This is a genomic window from Pantoea sp. SGAir0180 (assembly GCF_043546245.1).
The window spans coordinates 1620701-1633664 of sequence record NZ_CP028071.1; the positions used below are offsets into that span (position 1 = coordinate 1620701).

A 12964-nucleotide genomic window follows, 5' to 3' on the forward strand; every position below is an offset into this window, starting at 1 on the left:
GACTTCGGAATCTTTCATGAAAATTGGCATCAGCAATACGCACTATCCGGAGCAGCGCAATATCCTGGTGAATCCGGACAATCACTACATCAACCTGAAAAAGCGCAATCTGTTTTATTTCCTCAATCCGCTGCGTACACGTTTACTCAAGAAGAATAAACGCTTTGTGTTTGTCCCCGTGCCCTTCGCAATAGGGGAGAAGCCCGATATCCTGCATCTGTTTAATGAAGTCGCCATTACGCCCATGAACTGGGTCGCGACCTTCGAGACTGAGTTGCCGCGTGTTCTACCTGTAGCGGGCGTCGCCAAGCAGGATAATCCTGAACTCAAACAACTGATTCCGTATTTGCTCAAGGATAACTGTTTTGGCCTGATCGCCATTTCCGATGCCACCTTACATATTCAGATGAAGCTGTTTAAACCCGATGTCGCCGCGAAAATTCGCGCAAAAACGTTGGTGATGCATCCACCGCAAACCCTGTTTACGCAACAGAAGCGCCCACGGCAAAGCGATAAACTCCGCCTGGTGTTCGTTGGCAACGAGTTTTACCGTAAAGGCGGCGCAGAAGTCGTGCTGGCCATCAGTGAGCTGATTGAAACGGGACAGATTGATGCTGGCCAACTCGACGTTCAGTTGATTGGTGAACTGACGAAACGTCATAATGTTGCCCATCGCGCTTTCCAGGATAACGACGCGTTTTATCGGGACATTGAAGATCGCATCACGCGCCATGCCTGCTTCACGCACCATTCCCGCAAGGATAATCGTGAACTGATGCAGTTGTTCCAGCAAAGCGATGTGGGGTTGCTGCCGACCTGGCAGGAAACCTACGGGTTTTCCGTACTGGAAATGCAGGCCAGCGGCTGTCCGGTATTGACCAGTAACGTTCGTGCGTTGCCTGAAATTAATCCGCCCACCGCCGGTTGGCTGATTGATGGCGAACTCAACGATGACCGCGAATATCAGGTCAACAGCGAAGCCGAGAAACACCGGCTACGTCGGGCATTAATAGACGGCATTAAGACAACCCTGCTAGACATTCTTGCGCAGCCACAGCAGTTAACGGAAAAAGGCGAGGGCGCGATTCTGCGCATCAAGCAGCAGCACGATCCGCGTCAGTATTGCGCCAGACTGAACGATATTTATCGCCGTGGCGTGGTCCAGGCCGTGGAACATCCGCCCGCGCTCTCAATTTAGCAAGATTTACCAGACGTTATGCGTCAGAGTCATCATACTTGTCTGACGCATATCTCTGGAGATCGGTTATGAAAAACTTGTATGCTCTGCTGCTGACCTGCTTCATGGGCAGCAGCGCCCTGGCGCAGCCCGCTCACACGTTTCCCCCTCGCACACCGTTGCCGCAACTCACGCCCGTCGCGGCGAAATGTGATCTCTCCAGCTGTCAGACTCGCTGTTATGTTGAGCAATCTCATTGTAATACGCGAAACTCAAGTGACTGCAGTACTCAGGCACAGCTCTGTGTGCAATCCTGTGCGGCACAGTGTCAATAACCTGTCACCTGAATGAGTACTGATGAAATCTTATCTCACTGCATTACTGATTGCGTTTACCGCCAGCGCCCAGGCGGCTGACTTGTCGTCTCAGACCATCGCCGAACGGGTAAAAAGCGTGATTAATCCGCTGATGGCACAGCAGGGCATTCCCGGCATGTCGGTCGGCGTGCTGTATAAAGGTCGCCCTCAGTACATTAATTTTGGTGTGGCCGATACCGCGAGCGAACGGCGGGTGACAGAAAATACGCTGTTCGAACTGGGGTCCGTCAGTAAGACATTCACGGGCGTGCTGGCGGGCGTGCTGATTCGTAACGGTGCGCTGCGTCTGAACGATCCGGTCTCCCGCTACTGGCCCGCGTTAAACGGCCCGCAGTGGCAAAGCCGACGGATGGTCCATCTTGCCACCTACAGCGCAGGCAGACTGCCGTTACATCTGCCCGATGAGGTAACCAGTCAGGATGAACTACTGGCTTACGCGCAGCAGTGGCAACCGGACGCCGCGCCGGGTACACAGCGTCACTATTCTCATGTCAGTATTGGTCTGCTGGGCTATTTGATGGTGAAGGGGGAATTTGAGGAGGCGATGCAAAAGGACGTTATCACGCCGTTGCGGCTGACACGCACCTTTTATACGGTGCCCCCGTCGATGATGTTTGATTACGCCTGGGGTTATCAGGACGGTAAACCGGTACGCGTCTCGCCGGGTATGCTGTCAGCAGAGACCAGCGGCGTGAAGTCCACCGCGCGCGACATGATGGCTTTTATGCAGGCCAATGCGAATCCTAATGGATTGTCGTCCGGGAATACGGCATTGCGCAATGGCATTCTGACCGCGCAGTCTCGTTACCTGCGCGCAGGTGAACGGTATCAGGGGCTGGGGTGGGAAATTTACCCCTGGCCCATTGACAGCCAGACGATTGTTGCCGCCAGTGACAGTCAGGCCGCGCTGTCCACACAGCCCGCGACCATTCTGAGCCCGGCTCAACCCATGGATCGCGCCAGTTGGGTGCACAAAACCGGCTCCACAAAGGGCTTTGGTGCCTATATCGCGTTCGTCCCGCAACAAAACAGCGGGGTAATCCTGCTGGCCAATAAAAACTATCCCAATCCGGAGCGTATCAAAGCGGCGGTTGCCATCATGGCTATGCTGGCATCGGACTGAACTAAAAATGGCCGCACAGGGCGGCCATCATATCGACGGAGATCGATGCGTTACACTGTGCCTGTACCGCCGTCTGAACACCACACCTGGCCGGAGGCAAAACTGCACTCATCGGAAGCCAGAGTGACATAGAGCGGTGCGATTTCAACCGGTTGACCGGGACGGCCCAGCGGCGCATCAGCACCAAACTGTTCCACTTTTTCCTGCGGCTGGCCGCCACTGGGCTGCAGCGGTGTCCAGTACGGACCTGGCGCAACGGCATTCACGCGGATGCCTTCCGGCCCCAACTGTTTTGCCAGCGCTTTGGTAAAGGCTACATTACAGGCTTTGGTCTGCGCATAATCCAGCAGGATATCGCTGGGTTTAAACGCCTGCACAGATGAGGTATTAATAATCGCTGCACCGCGCGGCAGGTGAGCCAGCGCCGCTTTTGTTAACCAGAAGGGCGCGTAAACATTCGTTTTAAAGGTGGCATCGAAATCTTCGGTGCTCAGCGTACGAATGGATTCATTAAACTGCTGGCGTCCGGCATTATTGACCAGAATATCCAGTCCGCCCAGTTTGTCGGCGGCTTCATTCACCAGTTTCTGGCAAAAGGCTTCTGAGCGCAGATCGCCGGGAATGGCCACGGCTTTACGGCCTTCGGCTTCAATCAGTTTAATCACTTCAGCCGCATCGGACTCTTCTTCTGGCAAATAGTTAATTGCCACATCGGCACCTTCACGTGCATAGGCGATGGCCACAGCGCGACCGATACCGGAATCTCCCCCTGTGATCAGGGCTTTACGGCCAGTCAGACGACCGTGACCACGATAGCTGGTTTCACCGTGGTCGGGTGGCGGGTCCATTTCGCTCGCCAGGCCGGGTGCCTGCTGCGGCTGCTGTCTGAACGGCGGCTTCGGGAAACGATCGGGATCGAGAATAGCCTTATTTGACGTTGTCATGCGTAAGCTCCTTAAACAGTCGTGTCAGAGAACTTAAGCCTGGCACAGATGTGATTTTTGTCACATTCAAATGCTTATTATTTGCGCTCAGGCAGTTAAAAAACGGCAAAAAGACGTTTTTAATCCCCTGAATTTACCGATAAGCGCAGCGGAAACAGTGGAATATAGGGCCAGCGGGGCCGCATTCAGGGGCGCAGACCAGTCTGACAGGAAACAGAGAGGGCGTGCACGAAAGGGGAATAGCGCCTAAGTGGCTGAGAAACTAGCAGTTATTACGGGAGAAAATAAGAGATTGTATTAACAGTCATTAAGGGGGAGAATTGCTGCAGATTGAGTAACCGTGAATGTTTGTACAAATGTTTCAAAGATGTTACTATGAGTGTCCCGGCCAGCATCACTTTATATTTTGTGACGTCTGGCCGGACGTTTTCCCTGGTGTTGGCTGTTTTAGCGACCTGGCCGTACAGGTCAGGTTTTTTTTTACCGCTAAACAACTGAAGCCATTGTAACCTCTGAATGATTCATTGTAAGTTACTCTTAAGTATCATCTTACCTGTACTATAGTGCAGGTTAAGTCCACGTTAAGTAAAAGAAGCAGCATGGAGCCTGAATGTTTTCTTTTTTCCTTGAAAATCAAACAATAACGGATACGCTTCAGACTTACATACAGAGAAAGTTATCTCCGCTGGGTAGTCCGGATTACGCTTACACTGTTGTGAGCAAAAAAAACCCTTCAAATGTTCTGATTATTTCCAGTTATCCTGACGAATGGATTAGGTTATACCGCGCTAACAACTTTCAGCTGACCGATCCGGTTATTCTCACGGCCTTTAAACGCACCTCGCCGTTTGCCTGGGATGAGAATATTACGCTGATGTCCGACCTGCGGTTCACCAAAATTTTCTCTTTATCCAAGCAATACAACATCGTTAACGGCTTTACCTATGTCCTGCACGACCACATGAACAACCTTGCTCTGTTGTCCGTGATCATTAAAGGCAACGATCAGGCTGCGCTGGAGCAACGCCTTGCTGCCGAACAGGGCACGATGCAGATGCTGCTGATTGATTTTAACGAGCAGATGTACCGCCTGGCCGGTACCGAAGGCGAGCGAGCCCCGGCGTTAAATCAGAGCGCGGACAAAACGATATTTTCCTCGCGTGAAAATGAGGTGTTGTACTGGGCGAGTATGGGCAAAACCTATGCTGAGATAGCCGCTATTACGGGCATTTCTGTGAGTACCGTGAAGTTTCACATCAAGAATGTGGTTGTGAAACTGGGCGTCAGTAACGCCCGACAGGCTATCAGACTGGGTGTAGAACTGGATCTTATCAGACCGGCAGCGTCAGCGGCCAGGTAGTGACTGCGACGGGCGGACAGCCCGTACGTGACACCACATCACCACCGAGTTGCTGCTTGTCATCCTGACCTGCTGGCAGCGTCAGCAAATAGATACGTTCCTTTTCGGTCAGGAAAGCCTCTTTAATGACTTTGATTTGCCAGCCAGAGCGAGTGAGAATTTTCAACATCGCGCGGCTGACAATCGTATAGATATTGCCGTAGGCATTATTTTGCGCCCAGTTCACCATCGCTAAAAACAGGACCTGGCTGATAGGGTAGTGCTCACCTAACAGCGCACGTGCGCGGGCTTTGTCGACAAAAAAACGGCTGGATTCGGTACCATAGGCGGGCAGGGTGACATCACTGAAGCAGTGCTGAAAAGTGTGCGTGATCATGTTGGGACGATCGAGGCTGGTAAAACGTACGCTGCACACTAATTGTCCTTCGCAGATTCCCAGAATATAACGTGTACCGGGCCCATCAAATTCATCGGACTCCATTCCCTGACTGCAAATGACTTCCCATCCCAGACGATCGCTAAATGTTTTCTTGCGAAGTTTATAAAGTTCTTCTGAACGGGTGGTTTGCAGTTCTTCGTAACTGACGTCAAACAGTTCAAGCATTCCATTTCCTCTTAAAAGTTACTGCGGCCCTCGCGGTTATCCTGCACTGATTTTACAAGCTTTTCACTATGACGTTCAGTTAATTAACCATTATTCGAGCGAATGGCGTCGTTTTCTGTCTGTCAATGGGCAGGATAAAGCGTCTCAAGCGGTAAAACTGTCCCTGAAGGGATATTATTTGTCATAACGCGGCAGAACACAATACAAATAGTAACTAAACAATACTATTTCAAAAATGCATATTTTCCCAGTCGGTTTGTGCTAAAGGGGCATTTAACAGATTAATGCCAGATGCACATCGCTATTTTTCATCCCAGGTTCGCGCAAAATTTTATATTAGAGAGTAATCAATATGTCCTGTATCACAAACCACAGAAAAAACTAAAAATCATAATTTGGCTGTTAATTTCGGTAATTGTTGACCTGGCGCAGTTTACTAATACTTGAGCCGGGCCTGCCTGCGCGTGGGCCAGGGATAGCTGATTAAGACAGGTAATTACCGAATTATAAGGCGAATTATAATGACTATATCCTCTGAGCTTAAAACGAAAGAAAAACTGGGTTACGGCATCGGTGATGCCGCCAGTTCGATGGTATGGCAAACCGCCACCTTATTTCTGGCCTATTTTTACACGGATGTGTTCGGCTTACCGGCCGCGATTATGGGCACCATGTTTTTAGTGGTGCGCCTGGCCGATGCGTTTGTCGATCCCTGTATTGGGGCACTGGTCGATCGTACCCGAACCCGTCATGGCCGTTTTCGCCCGTGGCTCATGTGGTTCGCGATTCCGTTCGGCGTCAGTTGCCTGATCACCTTTTACGTGCCGGATGCCGGCCCGACCGCCAAAATTGTCTATGCCTGCGTCACCTATGCAATTCTCAGTTTTATTTATTCTGCTGTCAATGTGCCTTACTGCGCGATGCCCGGAGCCTTGACCCTGGATCCACGCGAGCGCCATTCGCTGCAATCCTGGCGGTTTGCCTGTGCGTTTATCGGCGGACTGGTGGTCACGGTGATCGGCCTGCCGCTGGTCGAATTGCTGGGGCAGGGAGACAAGGCAAAGGGTTACCTTTACGCCATGGGCCTGATGGGATTTCTGGGCGTGGTGTTAATCTACTGCTGCTTCTTTATGACGCGTGAGCGTTATTTACCCCACAACGATACAGCGGGGTCAATGTGGTCGGATCTCAAGCTGCTCGCTAAAAACAATCAGTGGCGCATCATTATTATTTTTAACATCCTGCTCCTGACCGCCGTCGTGACGCGCGGCTCATCGACCCTGTATTACATGAATTATGTCTTACGGCGACCTGACCTGGTCTTTACTTTTATTGTGACGGGCATGATAGCCGCATTATGCGGTGCATTTTTATCAGAACGTATATTAGGAAAATTCGACCGCATTCGTGCTTATCAGGTCTGTCTTGTCAGTTTTGTTTTCTTTCTGACGGTCATTTATTTAATTCCACGGTCCCAGGTCTGGTTAATCATTGGGTTGAATATTGTTTTTGGCTTTGTTCAGAATCTGACCACGCCTGTTCAATGGAATATGTTTTCTGACGTCGTGGATTATGAAGAACATCGCAGCGGCAGACGGCTCGACGGCCTGGTTTTCTCAACCGCCTTATTTGCCATCAAATTTGGCCTGGCCATGGGCGGTGCCGTCGTGGGCTGGATCCTCGGTCTGGTGCACTACCAACCCGGCGTCGCTGCACAGTCACCCCTGGTCATTACCACCATTAACCTGATGCATAACATCATCCCCGGCGTGCTGTTTATCGCCATGCTGCTTCTGCTTTTTTTCTACCAACTTAACAGCCCGCGAGTCAATGCGATTGCCGAAGCGCTGGCGGCAAAACGCGCCGCAGAAGCCCGACACGATGCTGAAAACACAATTTGATCTCAGCGAAAGGAGAGAAACATGACCGAGATGTATAAGGATCCTCATCAGCCCATTGACGTACGCGTAGACGATCTGTTGTCGCGCATGACGGCCGAAGAGAAGTTCGCCCAGATGCACGCCTACTGGCTCATCCTGGATGAACAGGGCAATCATCAGCCGCGAAGCGATTTGAGCGATGACTTCACGGGCGTCAGCGAACACACCATCCTGAAGGCGCGGTTAACGCACGGCGTCGGTCAGATTACCCGTCCTTTGGGCACGCACATTGTTGATGCCGTCACCGGCGTGCGTGCCGCGAACCGTTTACAACGCGACCTGGTTGAAGGATCGCGCCTTGGCATCCCGGCCCTGTTTCATGAGGAGTGCCTCGTGGGTTTACTCTGCAAAGGCGCTACGCTCTTTCCGTCCTCGCTTAACTACGGTTCTACCTGGGATGCCGGGCTGGTGAAACGGGCGGCACAGCATATTGGTGCCGAAGCGCGTTCCGTTGGCTGTAAGCAGGGGCTGGCTCCGGTACTGGATGTGTCACGGGATGTCCGCTGGGGCAGAACGGAAGAAACCTTTGGAGAAGATCCCTGGCTGGTGGGCGTGATGGCAACGGCCTATGTCGAAGGTTTACAGGGCGAGCGGCGCGATCTGCTGGCTACGCTCAAACACTATGCAGGCCATTCATTTAGCGAAGGTGCGCGCAATCATGCGTCTGTCCATCTCGGTTTTTGCGAACTGAACGACACGTTCCTGCTGCCGTTCGAAATGGCCGTAAAGCTGGCTAATGCCGGCTCGGTCATGCCCGCTTACCATGACATCGATAATCAACCCAGCCACAGCGATCGTTTTTTACTGACCGACGTGCTTCGGGAGCAGTGGGGATTCGATGGCCTTATCGTGGCGGACTATGGCGGCGTCAGTTTGCTACATCAGCATCACGGCATTTCGCAGGATGCGGCGGAGTCGGCGGCACTGGCGTTTAATGCCGGTCTGGATGTCGAACTGCCTAAGGATGACTGCGCGCGTCATCTGGCCGAGGCGGTATCCCGTCAACTGCTGTCGATGGAAACGATTGACCGTATTGTCAGCCGTATCCTGACAGAAAAATTTCGCCTGGGGTTATTCGACGATCCATACATCCGTGAAGCGGACATTTGTCTTCAGCACGAGGAAACCCGTCAGGTAGCGCGTACGGTCGCCACACAGTCAATTACGCTGCTGGAAAATAACGGGATTCTGCCGCTGAAAACCGGCGCGCGCGTGGCGGTAGTCGGGCCCTGCGCTGACGATCCGCTGGCTTTGCTGAGCGGCTACAGTTTTCCGGTTCACCTGATCATCAGCGATATGCTGGAAGAAACATCGCAGGTCACCACGCCGCTGGCCGCACTGCAACACTATCTGGGTGAACAGCAGGTCCGCTATGCCAAAGGGTGCCATATCATTGAAACCCGCACCGCCGGTGCGCCGGTTTTCCCGGGGGACAGCGGGGCGAAACCAATGCAGCAGTCGCCGGTGTCTCAGGATACCGGGTTGATTGACGAGGCGGTTAAGGTTGCCCGACAAAGCGATGTCGTGATTGCCTGCGTGGGGGATCTGGCGGGGCTGTTTCAAAGCGGCACCGTAGGCGAAGGATCGGATACCGACAGCCTGACTCTGCCCGGCGTTCAGCAGCCGCTGCTGGAGGCGCTGGCCGCCACAGGTAAGCCCCTGATTGTGGTGATGACGGGTGGGCGACCTTACAACCTGCAAGGACTGGAGGAGCGCGTCGCGGCCTTTATGCTCGCCTGGGCGCCGGGCCAGGAAGGCGGCTGGGCGATTGCCGATGTGCTGACGGGGCGGGCAGAACCGCAGGGGCGACTGGTGGTCAGTATCCCGAAAAACGTCGGCGCGATGCCGTTCTATTACAACCACAAACTGAAAAGCGGTGGAACGCCCATCGCGTTTCATTTTGGCGCACGCTATCCGTTTGGCTTCGGTCTGGGCTGGACGACGTTCGACTGGGGCGCGCCTCAGCCTGAACAGGATCAGGTCGCGATCGATGGCGAGATCCGCCTGCGGATCACCGTGACCAATCGGGGGGAACGGCAGGGCAGTGAAGTGGTCCAGCTCTATGTTCGTGACCGAATCGCCAGCCGGGTACGCCCGCTTCAGGAACTGAAAGCGTTTCAGCGCGTCACGCTGGCGCCAGGCGCGTCAGCCGAACTGTGCTTTACGCTTCCTGTCGATATGCTCAACTTTACCCGTGGCGATGGTAAACGTATTGTCGAACCGGGTGAGTTCGAGTTGCAGGCAGGTTCCTCGTGCCGTGATATTCATGGCGTCAGCACCGTAACGGTAACGGGAGAAACGCGTGTGCTGCCGACACACTGGCGGATGTTAAGCACCTGCTCGGTCAACGTTGCCGACTGAGGCCTTCGCCTGCCCATTAAGCGGATGGGCAGGCGAGTTTAGGTGTGCTCGCACAACGTTTTCGTCAGGTAATGACGCTGCATACCGGCTTCGGGAAAATCCGGCAGCGACATTTTCAGGACATAGCCCTGTTTCTGGTAAAAGGGCAGGGCCTGAAAGCTAAAGGTATCCACTTGTGCGCTGTGGCAGCCTCTGGCCACAGCCGCCTGTTCCGCAGCACGAATCAGCTCACCGCCCAGGCCCGCACCACGTTGGGCTTCACTGACCCACAGGTAATCAATACACAGCCAGCGGCCTTTAATGCTGCCAGCCAGCCCGCCTTGTAACGGCCCCTGATCGTGACGACACATGACCGACAGCGGTCCCCATAACGCCGTGTCAATAAACTGATGATTCCAGGCACGCAGCCCGGTAAAGAGATCCTGCTTGTCCTGCTCACTCAGCGTGTGAGTCACGGTCAGCGAAAAAGTGGTGTTAACGGGCCTGCTCATTTTTTGTCCTTATATCCCCTGTAAGGGATAATATTGCCGTTATCAAAAGGGGCATCTACGCTATAAATATCCCCTCCAAGGGATAAATTCTGATGAATGATGGAGCGCGCAAGATGATTTACAGTCCCCGGCAGTTAGCCAATCAGCTGAAACGCCTGCGTCAGCAGCAGGGCTGGACCCAAACCGACCTGGCCAAACGCGTGGGCCTGAAACAGGCAACGCTGTCTCATTTTGAAAATTATCCTGAGTCTACCTCACTGGAAACGCTGTTTAAAATTTTGCAGGCGCTGGATATTGCTCTGGCGCTGCAGATCAAAACGCCCCCGACCACGCCAGCGGAGGATGCCTGGTAATGGCAAAACTCATCGCCTGGATGAACGGTGAGCGGGTCGGAACGTTAATGCAGCATCATGACGGGACGCTGAGCTTCCAGTACGCTGCCAGCTGGCTTCAGCATCCGCTCACCCGGCCTCTCTCACTGTCACTGCCGCTGCAACGTGCCGCCCACCACTCAGTCAGGGTGAGCTATTTCTTCGAAAATCTACTCAGCCACATCCCATTGACAGAAAAGGAAAAGAACCAGGCTTTCCAGACAAAATCCTGTGGGGTTTTCGCCGTATTGCAAAAAGTGGGATACCGGTTACCGGGTGCACTTATCATGCTGCCGGTAAACCAGCAGCCCGTTGAGCTGGATGACGAATCCATAATGTCCGACATGGCCAGCGCACATGCCGACAGCGACAACGCCTTTCTGTGTCTTGCGCTGGCGCGTGAACTGGGCCTGCCTGTACCGGATGCCAGGCTGCTTCGCCAGGAAGGCGGGGGCAGGCAATTGTGCATCACGCGTGACGACCGTCGCTGGAATGCGGACCGGACGCAGTGCTACCGCCTTCCCACCGAAAACCTGTGCCAGGCGCTGGGATTCCCGCCCGCGTGCAGTCATGAACAATCGGGCGGTCCGGGCCTTGAGGCACTGATGGGATTACTGATGGGATCGCGCAGCGCGCTCACCGATCGCGAAGCGATAATGCGTTGCCTGGTATTTCAGTGGTTAACAGGCATCACCAGTCTGGATGCCCGACATATCAGATTGTTCATCGAGCGCGAGGGGAGTTTTCGGCTGGCACCGTTTCGGTGTCTGGTCTCCGCCTGGCCCGCGCGCTCTCAGCGCAAAATGGACCGCGATGACATCCAGTTACCCCTTGGTGTCACTGGCCCGGCGGGCAAGCTGCATCGCATCACGCAGATCGCGCCCTCACACTTTCTGGCCAGTGCCCGCAGCGTGCGGTTCAGTGAGGAGCATATGCACGCTATCCTGAATGGTTTTGTATCTGCTTTACCGGCTGCGATGATCAGGGTACGTGACAGCCTGCCAGAAGAGGTTTCTCTGGTGGTGGCCGATGCGATTTTCAGCCATTCATTGCTGATGCTCGAACAGGTCCGTTCGCTGACCTGAAGGGATCATGACGTTTCCGGCTGGTAAATCAGATGTCCCGCCACGCCGCCTTTGCCCCCATCTTTGGGATGGTTCATGCCATCCGTCACGGGAACGGAGGCGAAATCAAAAGGGGAAACGCCTGTCAGGCACGCCGCGTTAACCCCGAACTGTTCGGGATTAGAGCGGCTCTGGTGGAAGGTGTAAATACCACAAACCGAGCAGAAATAATGCACCGCCTGTCCGGAATTAAAGCGGTATTCACTCAGCGCCGCTTTCCCTTTGTGGATCGTCAGCCCCGAAGCAGGGGCAAACACCACCACGGCACCGCGCATCCGGCAAAATGAACAGTTACAGCGTCGGGCCGTATTCAGTCCATCCAGCAGTTCAACAGTAAACGCAACCGCACCACAGTGGCACTGTCCTGAAGTGATTTCTGACATCGCTTGCTCCTTTTTCATCCTGTCACGTTTCGCAGCGTGACAGAGGTGAGGGGTTAATGGCATAAAGACGAAAGGGAATTCAGCCAGGATATTGTGAATGCTTAACGTAAAAGACACCAGCATGACGCCGGAAGAGTGCAGACATTTTCTCACGCAGCACATGTTTGGAACGCTGGTGAGCAGCGATCTGCAAATCAGCCATATTCCGTTTTGCTTCAACGGTGAAAACGTTCTTGAAACACATCTGGCACGCAATAATCCGCAACGGGTTGCGCTGGCGCAGCAGCCGTGCCTGCTGAGCGTTCTGGGTCCGCATGCCTTTATCAGTACGGATTACTATCTGGCGTCACCTGCCGTTCCAACCTGGAACTATGCCGCCGTCAGCGTGAAAGGCATCAGCAGGCGGAACTGGGCCAGTCGCTGGACAGAATGTTAGCCGCGTTTCAACCGGGCCTGAGGCAGGATAAACAACGGCTTCCCGATGATTATCAACAAAAACTGATGCAGGGCATCACCGGTGTCAGGATCGAGATTAGCCACATCAGCGGCACGCTGAAGCTTGGGCAGCATCGCCGTCCACCCGAACAGCTTAATGTTTTCCAGCAACTGGCAGCCCAGGGCGGTGCGTATGCGGATTATGCGCGCTTTGCTCAGGACTGGCTGAGCCGCTTCCGGCCAGACGTACTGACCCGTCACCACGGCGCGTAAA

The 12964-nt window shown here is 53.8% G+C and carries 13 protein-coding genes; 9 read left to right on the plus strand and 4 right to left on the minus strand.

Annotation, left to right across the window (positions count from 1 at the left end; genetic code table 11):
- Positions 1–16: 16 nt before the first annotated feature.
- Positions 17–1198, plus strand: a complete 1182-nt coding sequence (locus tag C1N58_RS07585; protein ID WP_006119208.1) for a glycosyltransferase family 4 protein — start codon at positions 17–19, stop codon at positions 1196–1198.
- Positions 1199–1534: 336 nt separating this feature from the next.
- On the plus strand, positions 1535–2677 hold the full coding sequence (gene ampC / locus C1N58_RS07590; RefSeq protein WP_394564748.1) for a class C beta-lactamase: 1143 nt from the start codon (positions 1535–1537) through the stop codon (positions 2675–2677).
- A 50-nt stretch (positions 2678–2727) separates the two neighbouring features.
- Here ampC and C1N58_RS07595 read toward each other — a convergent pair whose 3' ends face one another.
- On the minus strand, positions 2728–3621 hold the full coding sequence (locus C1N58_RS07595) for an SDR family oxidoreductase (protein WP_033741719.1): 894 nt from the start codon (positions 3619–3621) through the stop codon (positions 2728–2730).
- 610 nt (positions 3622–4231) lie between these two features.
- Between C1N58_RS07595 and C1N58_RS07600 the strand changes: the two genes are divergently transcribed.
- A complete protein-coding gene (locus C1N58_RS07600) occupies positions 4232–4981 on the plus strand; it encodes a helix-turn-helix transcriptional regulator (protein WP_039340302.1) in 750 nt (249 codons plus the stop codon).
- Here the strand turns inward: C1N58_RS07600 and C1N58_RS07605 are convergent.
- Positions 4953–5585, minus strand: a complete 633-nt coding sequence (locus C1N58_RS07605) for an acyl-homoserine-lactone synthase (RefSeq protein WP_006119202.1) — start codon at positions 5583–5585, stop codon at positions 4953–4955. The genes C1N58_RS07600 and C1N58_RS07605 overlap by 29 nt on opposite strands.
- Before the next feature lie 521 nt (positions 5586–6106).
- On the opposite strand from C1N58_RS07605, the gene C1N58_RS07610 reads away from it, so the two are divergent.
- Positions 6107–7486: an MFS transporter gene (locus tag C1N58_RS07610; RefSeq protein ID WP_394564749.1), complete on the plus strand. Its 1380-nt coding sequence runs from the start codon at positions 6107–6109 to the stop codon at positions 7484–7486.
- Positions 7487–7507: 21 nt separating this feature from the next.
- Positions 7508–9886, plus strand: a complete 2379-nt coding sequence (locus tag C1N58_RS07615) for a glycoside hydrolase family 3 N-terminal domain-containing protein (RefSeq protein ID WP_394564750.1) — start codon at positions 7508–7510, stop codon at positions 9884–9886.
- A 38-nt stretch (positions 9887–9924) separates the two neighbouring features.
- Here C1N58_RS07615 and C1N58_RS07620 read toward each other — a convergent pair whose 3' ends face one another.
- A complete protein-coding gene (locus C1N58_RS07620) occupies positions 9925–10377 on the minus strand; it encodes a GNAT family N-acetyltransferase (protein WP_039340309.1) in 453 nt (150 codons plus the stop codon).
- A gap of 113 nt (positions 10378–10490) precedes the next feature.
- On the opposite strand from C1N58_RS07620, the gene hipB reads away from it, so the two are divergent.
- Together hipB and C1N58_RS07630 are read left to right on the plus strand one after the other, a co-directional pair.
- Complete coding sequence (gene hipB, locus C1N58_RS07625) at positions 10491–10730, plus strand: type II toxin-antitoxin system antitoxin HipB (RefSeq protein WP_033741710.1); 240 nt, start codon at positions 10491–10493, stop codon at positions 10728–10730.
- Positions 10730–11833: a HipA domain-containing protein gene (locus tag C1N58_RS07630; RefSeq protein ID WP_394564751.1), complete on the plus strand. Its 1104-nt coding sequence runs from the start codon at positions 10730–10732 to the stop codon at positions 11831–11833. The genes hipB and C1N58_RS07630 overlap by 1 nt, the downstream gene beginning before the upstream one ends.
- 5 nt (positions 11834–11838) lie before the next feature.
- Here C1N58_RS07630 and C1N58_RS07635 read toward each other — a convergent pair whose 3' ends face one another.
- Complete coding sequence (locus C1N58_RS07635) at positions 11839–12255, minus strand: GFA family protein (RefSeq protein ID WP_054633743.1); 417 nt, start codon at positions 12253–12255, stop codon at positions 11839–11841.
- 97 nt (positions 12256–12352) lie between these two features.
- Between C1N58_RS07635 and C1N58_RS07640 the strand changes: the two genes are divergently transcribed.
- Both C1N58_RS07640 and C1N58_RS07645 read left to right on the plus strand, forming a co-directional pair.
- Positions 12353–12691, plus strand: a complete 339-nt coding sequence (locus C1N58_RS07640) for an FMN-binding negative transcriptional regulator (protein WP_394564752.1) — start codon at positions 12353–12355, stop codon at positions 12689–12691.
- On the plus strand, positions 12685–12963 hold the full coding sequence (locus tag C1N58_RS07645) for a hypothetical protein (protein WP_394564753.1): 279 nt from the start codon (positions 12685–12687) through the stop codon (positions 12961–12963). The genes C1N58_RS07640 and C1N58_RS07645 overlap by 7 nt, the downstream gene beginning before the upstream one ends.
- The last annotated feature ends 1 nt before the right edge of the window (position 12964 follow it).

Excerpts from the sequence above, each read along its gene's own strand:
- C1N58_RS07585 (WP_006119208.1), top strand. The coding sequence starts at position 17 with ATGAAAATTGGCATCAGCAATACGCACTATCCGGAGCAGCGCAATATC.
- ampC (WP_394564748.1), top strand. The coding sequence starts at position 1,535 with ATGAAATCTTATCTCACTGCATTACTGATTGCGTTTACCGCCAGCGCC.
- C1N58_RS07595 (WP_033741719.1), bottom strand. The coding sequence starts at position 3,621 with ATGACAACGTCAAATAAGGCTATTCTCGATCCCGATCGTTTCCCGAAG.
- C1N58_RS07600 (WP_039340302.1), top strand. The coding sequence starts at position 4,232 with ATGTTTTCTTTTTTCCTTGAAAATCAAACAATAACGGATACGCTTCAG.
- C1N58_RS07605 (WP_006119202.1), bottom strand. The coding sequence starts at position 5,585 with ATGCTTGAACTGTTTGACGTCAGTTACGAAGAACTGCAAACCACCCGT.
- C1N58_RS07610 (WP_394564749.1), top strand. The coding sequence starts at position 6,107 with ATGACTATATCCTCTGAGCTTAAAACGAAAGAAAAACTGGGTTACGGC.
- C1N58_RS07615 (WP_394564750.1), top strand. The coding sequence starts at position 7,508 with ATGACCGAGATGTATAAGGATCCTCATCAGCCCATTGACGTACGCGTA.
- C1N58_RS07620 (WP_039340309.1), bottom strand. The coding sequence starts at position 10,377 with ATGAGCAGGCCCGTTAACACCACTTTTTCGCTGACCGTGACTCACACG.
- hipB (WP_033741710.1), top strand. The coding sequence starts at position 10,491 with ATGATTTACAGTCCCCGGCAGTTAGCCAATCAGCTGAAACGCCTGCGT.
- C1N58_RS07630 (WP_394564751.1), top strand. The coding sequence starts at position 10,730 with ATGGCAAAACTCATCGCCTGGATGAACGGTGAGCGGGTCGGAACGTTA.
- C1N58_RS07635 (WP_054633743.1), bottom strand. The coding sequence starts at position 12,255 with ATGTCAGAAATCACTTCAGGACAGTGCCACTGTGGTGCGGTTGCGTTT.
- C1N58_RS07640 (WP_394564752.1), top strand. The coding sequence starts at position 12,353 with ATGCTTAACGTAAAAGACACCAGCATGACGCCGGAAGAGTGCAGACAT.
- C1N58_RS07645 (WP_394564753.1), top strand. The coding sequence starts at position 12,685 with ATGTTAGCCGCGTTTCAACCGGGCCTGAGGCAGGATAAACAACGGCTT.